General features: G+C 61.1%; 13 protein-coding genes and 1 pseudogene. 5 read left to right on the forward strand and 9 right to left on the reverse strand.

All coding sequences use genetic code 11. The features are described from left to right. Positions 1-8: 8 nt before the first annotated feature. Positions 9-1,355 carry an amidase family protein gene (locus tag AAFO90_RS19545; RefSeq protein ID WP_347510447.1) on the reverse strand — a complete coding sequence of 449 codons (1,347 nt, stop codon included), beginning with the start codon at positions 1,353-1,355 and terminating at the stop codon, positions 9-11. A gap of 49 nt (positions 1,356-1,404) precedes the next feature. Next, positions 1,405-2,913, reverse strand: coding sequence for an NCS1 family transporter (locus tag AAFO90_RS19550; RefSeq protein WP_347510448.1), 1,509 nt, complete (start codon positions 2,911-2,913; stop codon positions 1,405-1,407). 179 nt (positions 2,914-3,092) lie between these two features. Between AAFO90_RS19550 and AAFO90_RS19555 the strand changes: the two genes are divergently transcribed. Continuing rightward, positions 3,093-4,109 carry a GntR family transcriptional regulator gene (locus AAFO90_RS19555; protein WP_347510449.1) on the forward strand — a complete coding sequence of 339 codons (1,017 nt, stop codon included), beginning with the start codon at positions 3,093-3,095 and terminating at the stop codon, positions 4,107-4,109. A gap of 320 nt (positions 4,110-4,429) precedes the next feature. Here AAFO90_RS19555 and AAFO90_RS19560 read toward each other — a convergent pair whose 3' ends face one another. Further along, positions 4,430-6,007: an oleate hydratase gene (locus tag AAFO90_RS19560; RefSeq protein WP_347510450.1), complete on the reverse strand. Its 1,578-nt coding sequence runs from the start codon at positions 6,005-6,007 to the stop codon at positions 4,430-4,432. A gap of 313 nt (positions 6,008-6,320) precedes the next feature. Here AAFO90_RS19560 and AAFO90_RS19565 point away from each other — a divergent pair, with 313 nt between their 5' ends. Beyond that, entirely contained in the window at positions 6,321-7,298 is a 978-nt protein-coding gene (locus AAFO90_RS19565) for an NAD(P)-dependent oxidoreductase (protein WP_347510451.1), read from the forward strand. 72 nt (positions 7,299-7,370) lie between these two features. On the opposite strand, the gene AAFO90_RS19570 is transcribed toward AAFO90_RS19565, so the two are convergent. Genes AAFO90_RS19570 through AAFO90_RS19580 form a run of 3 tightly spaced genes read right to left on the reverse strand, consistent with a single transcriptional unit; the run spans position 7,371 to position 11,670 of the window. After that, positions 7,371-8,813 (reverse strand): aldehyde dehydrogenase family protein, encoded by a 1,443-nt coding sequence (locus tag AAFO90_RS19570; protein WP_347510452.1) that lies wholly within the window; start codon positions 8,811-8,813, stop codon positions 7,371-7,373. A gap of 14 nt (positions 8,814-8,827) precedes the next feature. Beyond that, positions 8,828-10,036 carry a mandelate racemase/muconate lactonizing enzyme family protein gene (locus tag AAFO90_RS19575; RefSeq protein WP_347510453.1) on the reverse strand — a complete coding sequence of 403 codons (1,209 nt, stop codon included), beginning with the start codon at positions 10,034-10,036 and terminating at the stop codon, positions 8,828-8,830. A gap of 26 nt (positions 10,037-10,062) precedes the next feature. Continuing rightward, positions 10,063-11,670: a GMC family oxidoreductase N-terminal domain-containing protein gene (locus AAFO90_RS19580; RefSeq protein WP_347510454.1), complete on the reverse strand. Its 1,608-nt coding sequence runs from the start codon at positions 11,668-11,670 to the stop codon at positions 10,063-10,065. Between the two features lie 164 nt (positions 11,671-11,834). On the opposite strand from AAFO90_RS19580, the gene AAFO90_RS19585 reads away from it, so the two are divergent. Then, positions 11,835-12,716, forward strand: coding sequence for a LysR substrate-binding domain-containing protein (locus tag AAFO90_RS19585; protein ID WP_347510455.1), 882 nt, complete (start codon positions 11,835-11,837; stop codon positions 12,714-12,716). On the opposite strand, the gene AAFO90_RS19590 is transcribed toward AAFO90_RS19585, so the two are convergent. Continuing rightward, positions 12,713-13,603, reverse strand: coding sequence for a LysR family transcriptional regulator (locus AAFO90_RS19590; protein WP_347510456.1), 891 nt, complete (start codon positions 13,601-13,603; stop codon positions 12,713-12,715). The two genes, AAFO90_RS19585 and AAFO90_RS19590, sit on opposite strands and share 4 nt — an antisense overlap. A gap of 113 nt (positions 13,604-13,716) precedes the next feature. Between AAFO90_RS19590 and AAFO90_RS19595 the strand changes: the two genes are divergently transcribed. Together AAFO90_RS19595 and AAFO90_RS19600 are read left to right on the forward strand one after the other, a co-directional pair. Then, entirely contained in the window at positions 13,717-14,865 is a 1,149-nt protein-coding gene (locus tag AAFO90_RS19595; protein ID WP_347510457.1) for a TauD/TfdA family dioxygenase, read from the forward strand. Beyond that, positions 14,862-15,590, forward strand: a complete 729-nt coding sequence (locus AAFO90_RS19600) for a class II aldolase/adducin family protein (RefSeq protein WP_347510458.1) — start codon at positions 14,862-14,864, stop codon at positions 15,588-15,590. The genes AAFO90_RS19595 and AAFO90_RS19600 overlap by 4 nt, the downstream gene beginning before the upstream one ends. Positions 15,591-15,839: 249 nt before the next feature. Here the strand turns inward: AAFO90_RS19600 and AAFO90_RS19605 are convergent, their stop codons facing one another. Then, complete coding sequence (locus tag AAFO90_RS19605; RefSeq protein ID WP_347510459.1) at positions 15,840-16,385, reverse strand: LysR substrate-binding domain-containing protein; 546 nt, start codon at positions 16,383-16,385, stop codon at positions 15,840-15,842. Between the two features lie 20 nt (positions 16,386-16,405). Continuing rightward, positions 16,406-16,497, reverse strand: a pseudogene (locus AAFO90_RS19610) (IS5/IS1182 family transposase); the annotation flags it as partial.

Raw genomic sequence — 16,497 nt, forward strand, 5'->3', positions numbered from 1 at the left:
ATTCTCCCTTAGATGTTGAAGAGTGGAGGGGTAAGTGCGGGGAGGAGCTGCTCGGCCTGAACCAGCAGCCCCTCATCATTGCCCGAGACGGCGGAAAGCAGGATCGAGCCTTCGACACGGCCCGCTGCATCGCGCAGCGGCACCGCGAGGCCGGGCCAGTCCAGCAGGCTCCCGATCATCGTGGCGGCGAGCAGTCTGGCGTTCAGTTCCTGCGCCGCCTTCTGGTCGTTCAGATAGACCGGCAGCGGATGGCGCAACGAGGGCACCGTGGGGAAGGCGAGCAGCCTGTCGCCGATCTCGGCGCGGGCCGCCGCAATCAACTGCTCCCGTTTCTGCAGGTAACCGGCATAGTCCGCGTCGCTCAGGACCGGTGCCTGCTGCAGCCGCGTGCGGATCACCGGGTCGATCTTGCTGGCCTCGTCGCTGGCCAGCAGGTCCGTATATTTCTGTCGGGCCTCGATCGCGACCAGTGGTCCCGCAGCGGCGGTCAGCGCACGCAACTCATCCACCGCCGCCAGATGTGCGGCGCGCACGGTCCATCCGGCGGCTGTCATACGGCTCAGCGCCGCCTGATAGGCCGCAGTGACCTCCGGGTCCCAGACCGGCCCGAGGCTCTCTGACAGATCGAGGATCTCGGTCTTTGCCGTGTCGGGGCTGGTTGCTGGCGTCGTGTTCAGAATGCGATCCGCTGCGCGCAGCACGTCAAAGGACCGTGCGAATGTGCCAACGGTATCAAGCGTCCGGGACAGCTCGTGCACGCCGGTCCGATCATAGCGGCTCGCACTGGGCTTGAAGCCAAAGATGCCATTCAGCGCCGCAGGCAGCCGGACGGAGCCCGAGGTATCGGTGCCGATCCCGAGATCGGCCAGCCCCGCCGCGACCAGTACCGCCGAGCCCGAGGAAGAGCCACCCGGCAGCAGCGGCACCGTCTCTGACAAGGCAGAGGGCGGAGTGCCGAAATGTGGGTTGATGCCAAGGCCCGAGAAGGCAAATTCCGAGAGGCCGGTCCGGCCCAGCGATACGCCGCCAGCGGCCTCGATCAGAGAGACACAGGCCGCGTCCTGCGCCGCGGGCTGCGCGGATTTGCGCAGCGCCGAACCGCGGGTGGTGATCTCGCCCGTCTGGTCGATGATGTCCTTCCACAGGACGGTCATCCCGTCCAGAGGCCCTAACGCCTGACCACGGGACGCGCGGTCTTCGGCCTGTGCGGCCTGCGTCATCGCGCGTTTTGGGGTGATCGCGGTGCAGGCGCCCGTCTCTTGCCAGCCTTCCAGCGCGTGCAGCGCGGCGGCCGTTCGTTCCGTCACCGGAACTGTCGTTGTCCTGGCTGAGTGATGCTCTTCAAAAAATATCATGATGGTCTCCACGGGCGGGTGCGATATGCCCCCGCCCGGATTGATCGGCTTAGAGGTCTTCGCGAGCGATCGCATCCGACGGGATGTCTGCGGTTCTGACCCGCTGCATGCCGTTTTCCGCCGTGTAGACCCAGTTCAGATCCACCGAAGTCGCGAGGTATTTCGCATCGTCCGGGTCGTTGACCTCGGCCTGCTGATGACGCGGCAGCACCCAGGCTTTCATCAGGATGAAATACACCGCCACCGCAGCCGGGAAGCCGACGACATAAGCGTATTGGATGAAATACAGCGCCAGCCCGCCACCAACGGCCCAGGCGATCAGACCCGCCGGGTTCCAGCCGCCAAAGTAACGGAACTGGCCGTCTTCGCGGTAGAGGTCCGGCACGTTCAGGCGGCGACCCCGGATCAGGAAATAGTCGCAGACCATGATGCCACCGACAGCAGACAGCATCGCGCCATACATGCCGAGGTAGGTGAACAGGTGATTCAGGATCAGCCAGGGCATGGTGAGCGTGCCGACGATACCCGCAATCACGATGCCCATCGCATAGGTGATGCGCGGCGCGCCAGCGTTCACAAAGGTCAGCGCGGCAGGGATCAGGTTTGCACTGGTGTTGGTGGACCACTGCGCGAGGATGACCATCGCGAGCAGCACGACCAGCGTCACCCCGGTGCCCTGCGCCTGAATGACGTTGATCGGGTTCCAGTCTCCGGTCGCGATAAAGGAAACCGCCCCGATCAGCGCGATCCAGCTCTGCGCCACCGGCAGGGCGATGAACTGCGCCGCAAAGATGTTGCGGTTGCGACGGAAGAAGCTTTTCTCGCCGCCGTTCGTCTTCAGAAAGCGGGTGATATTGGGGATATCCACCGCCAGCGCCGACCAGAACGCCATATTGGCCACGAAGAGCGCAACGATGCTCATTTCCGCATCACCGGCAAAGGTCCAGATGTTATGACCGCTCGCCGAGGCGACGTTTTCGAGGGTGTAATACATCCAGATCGAGATCGCGATGATCGCAGGCGCCGCAATGCTGGCGAGCAGCTGCACGGCCCGGATGCCCATCGCGGTGTTGATAATCTGGATCAGGCCGAAGGCGACATACCAGAAGACCCAGCTGTCGAAGCCGCCCAAGTAGGACACGATGCCGTTCAGCGCGAGCGCCCCGAGATAGGTCTGGATACCGAACCAGGCCGCCGCCACGATGCCGCGGGTGACCGAAGGCAGGTGGGTGCCGACGGTGCCGAACGGCGCCCGCAGATAAACCGCAAAGCTGATGCCATGCTCGGTGCCGATGTCTGCCGTCAGCGCCATCACCAGACCAAGCACAAGATTGGCAAGGAAAATGGTTCCGATCACCGTCGTCAGAGGCAATCCGGCAACCCCGCCCGCGCCGAGCTGGAAGGTCGCGATAATGACCGCCATACCAATCCAGATCCACACGTAGCCTAGTCCGCCGATGGTCCGCTGATTGAGCCAGACCGGCAAAATTGAAGCTTCTAGCAGATGTGATTTCCCATCCGTCCTCGGGGGCTGCACCGCCGCTTCCGAATATGCCATCTCGTGTCCTCCCGTACATTAATGATCTTTAGTATTCATAAGATCATTTTGAAAAAAGGGAAGTCTTTTGTTTCCCCCTCCGGCGGCCTAAGATGGCTTACAGATGGGGTTTGAGGGCTCGGCACACGCCAGTTGAGTGGCTGGAATCCGAAACAGAACGCAAAAGCGAAGTTTGAAATTTGTCCATAATTCCCAGATACATATCAATTTCCCAAGCGATCAGAGACGCCATCGATTCTGGACGACTGGAGACGGGGCAGGTTCTGACCGAAGAGCCATTGGCCCGGCATTTCGGCACCAGCAGAACCACGATCAGAAAGGCGCTTGCCGAGCTTCATTCTGCAAAAATGATCACCCGCTTCGAAGGCCGGGGCTTTCTGGTCGGGACTGATTCTTCGGTCCCGCCCCGTCGGGATTCGATTGAACAGGCTCTGTTCGATTCAACAGCAAGCCGCAGCGTGCCAAGAGCGCTGTCCAACCCCGATCAGATCCTGCCGGTACTGCGCGAAGAGCTGATCCGCGCACTTCCCTTCGGCCCTCTGCAGATCAATGAGAGCAAGCTGACCGAGCGCTTTTCCGTCAGCCGGTCGGTCGTGCGTGATATGCTTTCACAGCTCCGCAGTTCCGGCATCGTCGAGAAAAATGAGCGTTCAAAATGGGTGTTGCCGCTTTTGACGGCTCTTGACGTGCGCAATCACTATCAGTTGCGCATCCTGCTGGAGCCTGTGGCGCTGGCAGAGGCGGCGCCCCATATCGAAAAATGCCACATTGAACGGGCCTTGGCGCGGGCACGGGAGCTGGACCGCCAAGACGGGGATCTGGACGCGAATGACATTTCCGAAATGGAAAACGCCTTGCATGTGCAGGCGTTGTCTGGCTGCCACAACGACCACTTGCTCAAAACCCTTCAAAAATCGCGTCTGGTCCTAGCAATCAATGAAATGTTCCGCCTGCTTCTTGGTCGGTCGCCGGGGACCAGCCGTCTCATTTCAGAACACATCGCGGTTCTTGAAGCTCTGGCGCGCAATGATACAGCCGCCGCGGCCTCCTTACTGGAATTTCATCTTCTGGAAGCACGGGAACGTACCTGCAAAAGGTTGCAAACCCTTTCGGTATTACTGCCACCAGAATTGCCCAGTTATCTGACGCCAGGAACGATCTCGATAAACCAGACCGCATTGCTCAACGGAAAGTAGCGACTTCGCTGCCCAAACGCCGGAACACCGTGCTGCCTCACACCTGCAGCGAACGGCAACTCAGCAGGGCAGCGCCACAGAACAAAACCTCGGTAGCTTGTCGTTTATGGCCGAATTTACAGAGGGCGTTTGAGGCGGACTGTCGACGTTACTGTGGTATAGGAGCGAAGGCAGGTGACCTCACCTTCGCCGTGACAAGCACAACCGGCGCGGTTGCTCTTTCGTTCATCCGGACATCACCCAAGCGGAGTGACGGCCCCGGTCGCCTTCGCATTTTGGTTTCGCCTTTAGAAAAACCAACAGGTGAACATCGGGTTGGGTCAAATGCCAAGAAGAACGCGCGACGCGCGGATCAGGATCCTTGGGTCCAGATCGGTCCGGGCAACAGGCGGGGGCGGATCTGTACGGCCAGTCAGGCTTGCGACTGCGGTTCGGGCAGAACGCACGGAATACTCTACAGTAAAGACGCAATCCCGTGGGAGTTCGCAGTATTGACCGATGACAGCAAAGTTGCCTGCTCCGGGAGGACGGACGTCGGGGCGGTCACCCGGTTTCCGCGGCATGAACTGACTGGTGATATAGGGCATGCGGCACGGAACGATTTTGGCGGTGTCGAACCATTTTCTCTGATCCTCATTCAGCTGTAGGTGTCCGCAGAGCTCTTCAATGATTTCAAAACCGCTCGCCTCCCACATCGTTTTTTTCACATAGTCTCCAGGCAGATCCCCCCGCAAAGCGTAGCCCCAGAACACATACGCGCCTTGCTGCTGCCCCTGAAAATGCGGCTGGTGAAACAGTACCATGGACAGCGTCCAGCCTGAATCGGCGAATGTGATCAAGCCGCCGGTTCCGGTGCGGTTGTTGGTAAAGTCCTCCATGAACTCGAAAAAACTAGGGTCATAGAGGGTGATCGTGAACGAATTCCAGCTAGTTTTGCCAATATCACTACAGAAAACCTCGGGCCTGCCCAAACCGTCGTATCGGGACGCCAATGTCTTCCACAGGCTCCAGCCGCCCTCGGCCGTCTTGCCCAGTGCGGGCGGGCTTTCCCTGCTCCCAAGAGACGCCCCATCGGTCATCGAGCCGAGCGTAAGGTACACGTGATCCTGCGGACCGATCTTCACCTGTTCTCCCCTACCAAGGAGGAGCGCGGTCACGCAGCGATCCTGCCGCGTTCCTTCGATCAGCACATCGGTGACCTGTTTGCTGGTTTCGAACCGGACGCCGCGAGCCTGCAGCCACGCTAGGATCGGAACAACGATAGAATCATACTGATTATATCGGGTACGCAATACGCCGGAAACGCGTGTGAACCCGGGGAACAGATGAATGAAACGGCGCAGGTATCGCTGCATTTCGATCAGCGAGTGCCAAGGCTGAAATGAAAACATCGTGGCCCACATCAGCCAGAAATTACTGCCGAAGAATGCAGGCTGGAACCAGTCGTCGATCCGCTTCGCCCCCAGCCCACCCTCCGCGTGTAGAAGCAGGCGGTTAAGACCAACGATATCCTGCGCGCCAAGCGTGAGATCATAGCGGTCCCCCGCCGGTTTTCCGTTCCGGACAAGACGGCAATTGGACGATCCCGGCACCATGCGATTGAAGGCAAAGATATCTTCCCGTGCCGAGATCGACGGATCGTTCGGCAATGGAATGCTGTCGAGCAGATCAAAGGTGCATGCAAAGTGTTCCTCGAACATGCGACCGCCTCGTACCAGATAGCCGGTCTCGGCGTCTCCGGAACCGTCGAGCGACCCACCACAGACATTCAGTTGCTCATAGATCTGGATTTCCTCGCCCCTGACACCCGCATCCCGGCACAGAAACACAGCTGCCGACAGTCCGGCGATACCGCCTCCGACGATATGGTGGCGAACATTCACAGTGTCTTCCAGCATGATCTCGCTCCCCTATGACCGCATTGACGTCAGTCTCTCAGGGGTGTCGCCGAAAGGCGTTGATCTTGGTCAAGACCGGGCGGCAGAGAAATACGAGGGCGCTGGAGAGAGCAAGAGATGAGCCTTGAAACACCAAACCTACCCACCTGCCCAGCGCCTTGTCCCGCCTGGAACCAGGGGTCGCCGCCCAGCGATCCGCGAAACTATGTGCTGCAATCCGAACCACCCCTTTGGGCCAAGAGCGGTTGCTTTACCGCTGTGCAATCGCCGGTCAGGATTGTCACGATAGCACTCGGATAAAGGAACACCCGCTATGAAGATCGGCTTTGTTGGCCTCGGCAATGTAGGAGGCAAGCTCGCGGGCAGCCTGCTGCGCAACGGTTTCGATGTCACGGTGCATGACCTCAACCCCGACCTTGTGGCCGAATTCGTCGCGCGCGGTGCCAAGCCCACAAGTGGCCCTCTGGCGCTGATGCAGGACTGTGACGCTGTCATCACCTGCCTGCCCTCCCCGGCCGCCTCTGCGGCAGTCGTCGAGGAAATGCTGCCAGCCGTCGACAGCTCCAAGATCTGGATGGAAATGTCGACCACCGATGCAGGCGAGGTGAAACGACTGGCGGCGCTGGTCGCCGAGCGCGGCGGCGCCACCATGGAATGCCCGGTCTCCGGCGGTTGTCACCGGGCTGACACCGGCAATATCTCGATCTTCGCCGGCTGTGACCGGGGCACCTTTGAAAGGATGTTGCCAACGCTGACCACCCTGGGCCGACGGGTTCTGCACACCGGCGATATCGGCAGTGCCTCGATCCTCAAGGTGATGACCAACTACCTTGCGACGGCCAATCTGCTGACCTGCTGCGAGGCGCTGGTAACGATGAAAGCCGCCGGTATGGACATGAACACCACCTACGAGGCGATGAAGATTTCCTCCGGCACCTCCTTCGTGCATGAGACCGAAAGCCAGGTCATCCTGAACGGATCGCGCGACATTTCCTTCACAATGGATCTGGTGAAGAAGGACATCGGTCTGTTCCAGAGCATCGCGGAGGCCCATGACGTTCCACTGGAGATCAGCCCCCTGATGGTTGGAATTCTGAACGACGGGATCGCGCGGTTCGGTGAACGGGAACTCTCGCCCAACATCATCCGCAGGCTGGAAGAGGCCACCGGCCTGTCGATCACCGCGCCCGGCTTCCCCGCCGAGATGACCGACGACGAGCCGGAAGAACCGGGGTACGAAGTCATTCCCACCGGCCTTTCGGCGCCGCTGGCAAAGCTATTGGACCAGTAAGGCCGGACCTTATGAAAAACGGGGCGCGATATCCTTTCGCATCCCGTGTCTTTGGTGTCATTGACGCGCTGCTCAGGCAGAAAAGGGCGGCCTGACCTTCACTTCCAGAAAGTCCTCAAGTCCAAACCGCCCGCCCTCGCGGCCATTGCCCGATTGTTTGAACCCGCCAAACGGCGAACCGTAATCCGTGGCCCGCCCGTTGATGTGAATACCGCCTGCACGCAGGGCCCGCGCCATCCGCAGGGCCCGCGCCTCGTCCCCGGTGGAAATATAGGCGTCCAGCCCATAATCGGTATCATTGGCCAGCGCGATGGCCTCTGCTTCGGTGTCAAAGGGCGTCATCACCAGAACCGGGCCAAAGATCTCCTCGCGCCAGAGTGTCATCTCCGGGGTGACATCGAAAAAGATCGTTGGCCGGGCGAACCAGCCCTGTGCCAGTTCCGCTGGCAGTTCTTCGGGGCGTCCCAGGCCGCCAAACAGCAAGGGTGTGCCTTCGTCCATGCCGATCTGGATCATCCGTTGCACGCGGTCATATTGCAGTTGATCAAACAGCGGGCCGATGTGATCGCCTTCTTGATGCGGATCGCCGACTGCCTGGGCCGCGGCGGCGCTGCGGGCGATGTCGAGGGCGCGATCATAGACGCTGCGCTCAACCAGCATCCGGGTGGGTGCGTTGCAGGACTGACCGGTGTTGTCGAAACACTCCCGCACACCTTCGGTCACGCGCGTCTCCAGATCGGCATCGGCGAAGATCACATTGGGAGATTTGCCGCCCAGCTCCAGCGCCACCCGCTTGACCGTCTCCGCCGCATCACGCGAAACCGCACTGCCTGCGCGGGTGGATCCGGTAAAGGACATCATCGCCACGTCCTTGTGCCGGGACAGGGCAGCGCCAACCGACGGGCCGTCACCGAACACGAGGTTGAATACCCCAGGCGGGAAGCCTGCCTCGTGGATCATCTCAGCAAAGAGTTGCGCCGATAGAGGCGTATGCTCCGAGGGTTTCAGAACGCAGGTACAGCCCGCCGCCAGCGCCGGGATGACCTTTAGCGCGATCTGGTTGATCGGCCAGTTCCACGGGGTGATCAATCCACAAACGCCAATCGGTTCGTGGCTGACGATATCACCGTTGGTCAGGGCTTCTTCTTCCTGATGCGCCTCAAGCGTGGCGATGAACGCCTCAAGATGGCCAAACCCCGAAGCGGCCTGCACCTCGCGCGACATGGTGATCGGCGCACCCATTTCAGTAGTGATCGCCTGTGCAAGGTCTTCCATGCGGGCCTGCATCACCTCTGCCAGTCGGTGCAAAAGGGCCAGCCGCGTATCCTTCGTCGTCATGGAATAACTGACAAAGGCATCCTGCGCCGCCGCTACCGCGCGATCCACATCCTGCGCGTTGCCAAGGGTCACCTGCCCCACCTGCGCGCCCGTCGACGGGGTCAGGATGGGCATGGTCTGGCTGCTGTCAGGCGCCTGCCAGTCGCCGCCGATATAGAATTCGTTCAGAACAATCATGGTCTCTCTGCCTTTCAGGGTGTCACATGTGCGGTGTCGAGTGTCAGGTGAAGTTCGCGCCCCTCGTAGGGCAACGCAGCGATTGCGGCATCGTCAAGCTCCAGCCCCAGTCCGGGCGCCCGCGAAGGGAGGACATAGCCATCCTCCCATTCGATACCGCCCTTTACGCAGGACATGTAGGGGCCATCGAAACGGCCAATGCTTTCTAGGATCAGGAAATTGGGCGAAGCCGCCGCGATCTGAATATTGGCCGCCGCCACGATCGGTCCGCAATAAAGATGTGGTGCGATCTGCGCCTGTTTGACCTCAGCCATGGCAGCGATTTTCTTGGCTTCAAGCAGCCCCCCGACACGACCAAGGTTCATCTGCAGGATAGAGGCCGCACCCGTCTCAAGCACCCGGGCGAACTCATACTTGGTACAAAGACGCTCCCCCGCGGCGACAGGGATGGAGGTAAACCGGGCGACCTCGGCCATGGCCTCCGGGCTTTCGGGGGGCACCGGTTCCTCGAACCACAGGGGATCAAAGGGTTCCAGCGCCCGCGCCATCCGCCGCGCGCCGGACACGGTGAATTGTCCATGCGTCCCAAAGAGAAGATCGACACGGTCCCCCACCGCCGCGCGGATTTCCCGGCAAAAGGCGACCGAGCGGCTGATATCCTCAAGCCGGGGCTGGTGGCCGTCAAAGACGGTGTAAGGTCCGGCCGGATCGAATTTTAGCGCGCTAAAGCCCTGATCCGCCATCTGCACCGCGATCTCGGCCGCGATGCCCGGGTCATTGTAGGCATTGGGCTGATCGGGGTCCGGATAAACGTCGCCGCCAGTGGGGTAGATGTAAGAATAGCTGCGCAGGCGCTCATGAACGCGCCCGCCCAGAAGGTCCGCAACCGGCTTATCCGCGGCCTTGCCGAGAATATCCCAGCAGGCCATTTCCAAGCCCGAGAACACGCCCATGACGCTCACGTCCGGGCGCTGGGTGAAGCCCGCGCCATAGGCCTTGCGGAACAACAGCTCGACCTGCTGTGGATCAGCGCCTTCGAACTGGCGCTCGAACATATCACGCGCCATGGCGCAGCATACTTCCGGACCAAAGGTGGCGTTGTAGATTTCACCGACACCGGTGATGCCGCAGGCCGTCGTCACCCGGACGAAAACGAAATAGCGCCCGCCGTGGCGGGGCGGCGGGTTGCCGACGACAAAGGTTTCAAGCGTCTCAAGGCGCATATGCTGCTCCGTTTTGATTGGGGCGATCAACTGCTGTCTTGCAGGATCAGATCTGCTGCGCGCGCGGCGAGCATCATTGTGGGCGCGTTGGTGTTGCCCGAGGTGATGTTGGGAAAGGCCGAGGCATCGACCACCCGCAGCCCCGCCAGGCCATGCACGCGCAGCCGCCCGTCAACGACAGAGTCCTGTGGTCCCTCCCCCATGCGACAGGTGCAGGTCGGGTGGTAAACCGTTGAGGCCCGCGCCCGAAAGGCCTCGAGCAGAGCCTCATCCTCCATATCGGCAAAGCCTTTGGTCTTGCAGCCGGATGTCACCGCCTTGAGCGCAGGCGTGTCTGCCAATCTCTGCAGCACCCGGCTGGCACGTACAGCCATCCCGCGATCCTCGGGCGTGGCCAGTGAATTCGCCTCGATCAGCGGCCTTTCGCGCGGATCGGCAGAGCGGATCCGGATACGGCCGCGACTGGTCGGGCGACAGGGTTGCGCCGAGAGCAAGTAGCCTTGCTGCCGGTCCATCACCACCTTGCCTTTCGGGGTGATCTCGTAGGACGCCGGATTGCAGAACAGTTGCAGGTTCGGGGCCTGGGCATCCGCACCAGAGCGCACAAAGCCTCCGATCTGGTTCACCGGAACAGACAGCGGGCCACGCCGCGTCAGGGCATATGCCGCCCCTGCCCGTAGTCGCCCGGACAGGGTGCCGAGAACCGCGTTGAGTGTCTGCTCCCGCGCATGAAACTGCCACGAAATAGCAAGATGATCCTGAAGCCCTTCGCCAACCTGCGGCAGGTTGTGGCGTACCTTAATCCCATGCTCCCGCAGCAGATCGGCCGGGCCGATGCCCGACAGCTGCAACAGCTGGGGGGAATTGATGGCGCCTGCACTGAGGATCACTTCACCAGCGCGGGCAGTGCATCGCTGGCCACCGCGTGTATAATGCAGACCAACGACGCGGGCGCCTTCCAGGTCAAGCCCTTGCACCTCGGCGCGGGTAAGCAGCGTCAGGTTCGGGCGCCGCAGGGCTGGCCTTAGAAAGGCATCGGCGGAGGACCAGCGCATCCCGCCGCGAACGGTACTGCGATAATGGCTAAGCCCTTCTGCGCCCTCTGCGTTCATGTCTTTTGCCGTGCCAAGACCAGCTTCCTGCGCAGCCTGCAGAAAATGATCCGAGAAAGGGTGCATCTGATCGGACAGATCCTGCACCCAGACGGGACCATCGCCCGTGCCATCCGAGTGGGTCTCCAGCGCTTGATAGGTGTCGCGGACCTTCGTCCAGTTCCAGCCCTCGGCCCCCGCGCGCGCCCAGTCGTCAAAGTCATGCGGCAGCCCCCGGACATAGGCCATTGCGTTAATCGAACTCGACCCACCGAGCACCCGTCCCCGCGGCCAGTAGATGGACCGCCCGTTCAATGCCACATCCGGCGCCGCGTGATCGCCCCAGTTCAATGCCGCCATTGCAAATGTAACGGCATAGCCCACCGGCAGCTTGATCCAGAACTTCCGGTCGCTGCCGCCGGCCTCCAGCAGCAACACGCGATGGCGACCGGACCGGGTCAGACGTTCGGCCAGAACGCATCCGGCCGAGCCTGCACCGACGATGATAAAGTCGTAATCCTGCTCTGATGGGGCTTCGGTCATTGGCGTAGGTCCGGCTGCTGGAAACGTGCCTCCAGATGCGCGCGGGCGCCCCCGAACTGCAAACAATGTCTATGACCGCTTTGACCCAAATCAGGTTGTGGCAGGAGGGCTTGCCACCCATTTGGCGGCACCCCATGATGGGCCGGTTAAAGAACGGAGCTCCCATGCGCAGGCTGCCTCATGTCAATTGGCTGCGATCCTTCGAGGCAGCGGCACGTCACAGTTCCTTCAGCGCGGCCGCGGAGGAGCTGCACCTGACGCCTGCCGCCGTCAGCCAACAGATCCGCCAGCTGGAGCATCATCTTGGCATCCAGCTGTTCAAGCGCCTGCCAAAAGGCGTGCAACTGACGGATATCGGGCTGGCCTATGCGATCCCGGTCCGCAAATCCTTTGTCGAAATGCAGGCGGCCACCGATGGGCTGTTTCGGGTGCAAAGCAAATCGGTCGTCCGCGTGCGCTGCTCTATCAGTTTTGCAGCCCTTATCCTGGCACCGCTGCTGCGCGATTTTGCGCTGGAGTTTCCGGAGATCGACGTCGAACTCTCCACCGCAGTCTGGTCAGACCGGATTGATGGCGCCGGGGTCGATCTGGACATCCGCTATGGCGAAGGGGAATGGCCAGAGCAGACGGTCCACCCGCTCCCCGTGGAAGGAGCCACGCTGGTGTGTCACCCGGATTATGCCGCCCATTTTGGCACGGAGCCCGAACAGGAAACCCTAGCCGGCGCGGATATCGTTCAGGTCGTGGGATCGGAAACGGATTGGGATCGCCTGTTTCATCACTGCGGCATTGATGCCCCGCGCCCGCCTCACTGGATGAAGGCCGATTCCTCCTTGATCGCCATGCAGATCCTGTCGGCGGGGCACGGCTGCGCGCTCATCTCGCGCAGTTTTGCCCGCCGCGCGCTGGACGAGGGCCGCTTGGTAGCGCCTTTTGATCTGGACCTGCCCATGCAGACAAATTTTGTTCTGGTGGAGCGGGACGATCTGCGCAGGCACCAAGACGTGCGCAAGCTAATCGACTGGCTGCTGGTGCAAAGGATTTAAAACGCAGCGGCTTCCTCGCGCACCCATTCGAGGAAAAAACCCGTGTCCTGCGATGGTGCGCTGGCCGTCGTAACGAAATATCCTGTGCCCAGATCCAATGCCCCCTCAGGCCAGGCCTTCAGTGCTCCGTCCCGCTCTGCCTGCCCCGTGATCGACCGCCACCCTAGCATAAGCCCACGCCCGTCGTAGACCGCCTGCGCCGCCTGCACGTAATTATTGAACACCTGACCTCCACCGCGCGGACGCAGGATGCCGCGAGCCTGAAAATAGTCCTCCCAGCCCGCCCAGTTGCCATTGCTTGGATTGCGCACATGGATCAGCGGCGCCTGGGCAAGCGCGCATCCCTCGGCCAACAGCCGATCTACCAAAGCAGGCGCACCGACTGGGCAAATCGCTTCAGGAAACAGCTTTTCCGTGCGCCCTTCCCGCCAGCCACCACTGCCATAACGCAAAGCCACATCAATACCGGGCGTCATCACCGGAAGGTCGCTCGCCGGAGCCTGCACGTTTACGGTAATATCCGGGTAATCCGCGTAAAACATTGGCAATCTTGGCATCAACCAGTAGGTCGCCATTCCCACGGTGCAAGAGACAGTCACCTGCCGTTCCCCGATGGCATGCAACGCCCGGATATCCTCCAGCGTGGCCGCAATCCGCCCCAACCCTTCACGCACTGCCCGCGACAGCATCTCGCCGGCATCTGTCAGGCGCGCGGGCCGCACCCGTCGGTCAAACAACGCGACTCCCACGTGCTCCTCCAGCGCCTTGACCGCCTGACTGACTGCGGGTTGTGTCACGTTCAGACGCGCCGCCGCATCCCGCATCGAACCATGCCGCGACAGGGCTTCGAAGGTCACAAGAAGGCGCAGTGGTGGGAGATGTTCCATCGAATAACTTAATCCATAGCTTAAGTTATCTTCACCCGAAACAGGCTGTCGTCAAGGCCCTTTCCCGTGAAATGCTGCATGGCAGAAAGCAAATCAACAAACGCGGCTCCTCCATGAACGATCTCAGCTCCTCCCTCGCTATCCCTGCCGTAACCGGTCTTGGCGAAAAAGGCCTCGACATTACGCTGCCCGACGGCAAGACACACTACTTCAACTACTACTGGCTGCGCGACAATTGCCCCAGTTCCTTCAGCCCGGTCACGCGCGAACGCAGTTTCGATATCTTCCACCTCGACGTGCCCCCGCGCGCCAAAATTGCTGAGGTCGAGGGCGACATGCTGGTGATCCGCTGGCAGGACGAAGACCACATCACCCGCCTGCCCCTGTCCTGGCTGGAAACCTATGCGGGCGGCAAGACGCGCCACGATCCCGCCGACCTGTCGCGCGTCGCCTGGTTCGGTGACCATTACCCCTCGGTTCCGCGGTTTTCCCAGCCACAGCTGGTGGCCGATGACGCCACCCGCGCCAAGTGGATCGAGGCGATGCTGGTACACGGCTTCACCATCCTGACTGACATGCCGGACTCGGATGAAGGGCTGACCGAAACGGCTGAGCTGATGGGCTGCGTGCGCCCGACCTTCTTTGGCACCTATTTTGATGTGAAGACCCACATCAACCCGACCAACACCGCCTATACCGCTGGCGCGCTGGAGCTGCACACAGACACCCCGGCCGAGGAGTTCGCCCCCGGCATCCAGTTCCTGCATTGCCGCGTTAACACGGTTGAAGGTGGTGACAGCCTTTATGCCGATGGCGTTGCGGTGGCCAATGACTTCCGCCAGCGCGACCCCGAGGGTTTCAAGCTGCTGACCGAGGTGCCGATCCCGTTTTACTGCGAACATGACACCTATGACGCGCGCTCGCGCCAGTATGTGATCGAGCTGGATCAGCACGGCGAGGTCGAGGGCCTCACCATCAGCCAGCATATGGCCGATATCTTCGACCTCGATCAAAAGCTTCTGGACGATTACTACCCCGCCTTCTGCCGCTTTGGTCGGATGCTGCAGGAAGAGAAATACATGATGCGCTTCCTGATGAAGGGCGGCGAATGCATGGTCTTTGACAACCACCGCATCGTACATGGCCGCGCGGCCTATACGGCAACCAGCGGCGACCGGTATCTGCGCGGCTGCTACGTGGACCGGTCGGAAATGCGCTCCACCTATCGCGCGCTGGTCAGCGAAGGACGGTTCAAGGCATGACCTACGCAGCAACACTCCCCGATACCGAGACGGTCCTGCGGGCGGATCTGGCAAATGCCTTCCGGATCTGTCACATGCTGGGATGGTCGGAAAGCGTCGGCAATCACTTCAGCGCAGCAGTCTCGGCCGATGGGCAGCAGTTTCTGCTAAACGCCAAGTGGCAGCATTTCGACACCATCACGCCAGAGGACTTGCTGTTGCTGGACAGCCGGACCAAGGAAACACCCGCAACGGCGGATGCCTCGGCTTGGTGTGTACACGGCACCCTACACCGCCGCCTGCCCGAGGCACGGGTCGTGCTGCATGCCCATTCGCCCTATGCGACTGCGCTGGCCTGCCTCAAGGACCCAACGATGGTGCCGATCGACAATAACACGGCGCGGTTCTACGGGCGCACGGCCTATGACCTTTCCTTTGGTGGCATTGCTGATGCCACCGAGGAAGGCGAGCGGCTGGCCGATGCGATTGGCGACAAATCGGTACTGGTCATGGGCAACCACGGTGTCACCATTGTCGGCGATACGGTGGCGGAGGCCTTTGAGGATCTCTATTTCTTCGAAAAGGCCGCTCAGACCCTGATCCTGGCCCGCTCGGATGGCAGCCCCCTTGCCGTTTTATCAGATGCCGTTGCGCAGAACACGGCAGACGGGTGGCGCGCCTATCGCGGCATGGCCCAGAAGCATTTTGAATACCTATCTAGCGCGCTGCCAACCATGCCAAAGTGAAACTTTCGCCCACGAAGCCATTGGCCGCCACTGCGGGGGCCAACGCGCTGTGATGCGGAACATTCCACGCCATGCCTTGGATATCCTGAAACGCGCCGCAGGCAAGCCCACCTTTCGCTCACACCGCCATTTCTGACGCAAGCACACCTCGCTGCGGCGAGGTGCGATTTTCGGAAAAAGCGCGAACTTTCCCGCGATCCTTCATTCGTGTCCATGCGTAGATTGCCGTCAGGCATCGGACGTTAGGCCTCATGCCGGTTCGGCGGCTTGCCTGAGCCATTCGGCGAAGATCTTGACGCCGTGTTTGTTGCGCGACAGCGGATTGAGCACGAGGCAATAGTCAAACCCGTGCAGCTCAGGCCCTTGGATTTGCCGGTAGCGACCGGATTTCAGACCTTCATCGACAAGCACGCTGCTGGACAACAGCAGCCCCAGCCCCTGATCCAGCGCATTGAACGCCGCGCTTTCATCACTGAAACGGGTAATGCGATCGGGCGGGAAGGTTTCCCCGGCTTCCTTGAACCATTCCTCCCAGGTGGGGCCTCCCATGTCGGCATTGCGCCAGCGATACCCCAGCAACCGACTGTCCTGCGCGCCGGTCTCCGGTTGATCGGCCAGGCTGACTGGGATGTAGCGGTCCGAGACCAAAATCTCGGCCTCCTCATTCGCGGCGGACTGGGGGCCATATCGGATCGCCAGGTCCAGCCGACCAGTCCGCAAGTCCAGAACGTCGTCATCGGTTTCGACTTCGACCCGGATGTCGCCATGCTTGTCGAAGAAATCTGAGAGTCTGATTCAAAACTTTTCGAGTGAATTCATTGTCTTGCGAGCATCCGCGTGACGCGGCGGATGTGTGCGATTGTGACCCAAGCTGCCGCGCTGGCGATGGATTTTTCCCAATCCTTCG

The sequence above is a fragment of the Phaeobacter sp. CAU 1743 genome (assembly GCF_039839315.1).
Taxonomy (GTDB): Bacteria; Pseudomonadota; Alphaproteobacteria; order Rhodobacterales; family Rhodobacteraceae; genus Phycobacter; species Phycobacter gallaeciensis_A.

Excerpts from the sequence above, each read along its gene's own strand:
- AAFO90_RS19570 (WP_347510452.1), bottom strand. The coding sequence starts at position 8,813 with ATGATTGTTCTGAACGAATTCTATATCGGCGGCGACTGGCAGGCGCCT.
- AAFO90_RS19595 (WP_347510457.1), top strand. The coding sequence starts at position 13,717 with ATGAACGATCTCAGCTCCTCCCTCGCTATCCCTGCCGTAACCGGTCTT.
- AAFO90_RS19585 (WP_347510455.1), top strand. The coding sequence starts at position 11,835 with ATGCGCAGGCTGCCTCATGTCAATTGGCTGCGATCCTTCGAGGCAGCG.
- AAFO90_RS19565 (WP_347510451.1), top strand. The coding sequence starts at position 6,321 with ATGAAGATCGGCTTTGTTGGCCTCGGCAATGTAGGAGGCAAGCTCGCG.
- AAFO90_RS19590 (WP_347510456.1), bottom strand. The coding sequence starts at position 13,603 with ATGGAACATCTCCCACCACTGCGCCTTCTTGTGACCTTCGAAGCCCTG.
- AAFO90_RS19575 (WP_347510453.1), bottom strand. The coding sequence starts at position 10,036 with ATGCGCCTTGAGACGCTTGAAACCTTTGTCGTCGGCAACCCGCCGCCC.
- AAFO90_RS19600 (WP_347510458.1), top strand. The coding sequence starts at position 14,862 with ATGACCTACGCAGCAACACTCCCCGATACCGAGACGGTCCTGCGGGCG.
- AAFO90_RS19545 (WP_347510447.1), bottom strand. The coding sequence starts at position 1,355 with ATGATATTTTTTGAAGAGCATCACTCAGCCAGGACAACGACAGTTCCG.
- AAFO90_RS19580 (WP_347510454.1), bottom strand. The coding sequence starts at position 11,670 with ATGACCGAAGCCCCATCAGAGCAGGATTACGACTTTATCATCGTCGGT.
- AAFO90_RS19560 (WP_347510450.1), bottom strand. The coding sequence starts at position 6,007 with ATGCTGGAAGACACTGTGAATGTTCGCCACCATATCGTCGGAGGCGGT.
- AAFO90_RS19550 (WP_347510448.1), bottom strand. The coding sequence starts at position 2,913 with ATGGCATATTCGGAAGCGGCGGTGCAGCCCCCGAGGACGGATGGGAAA.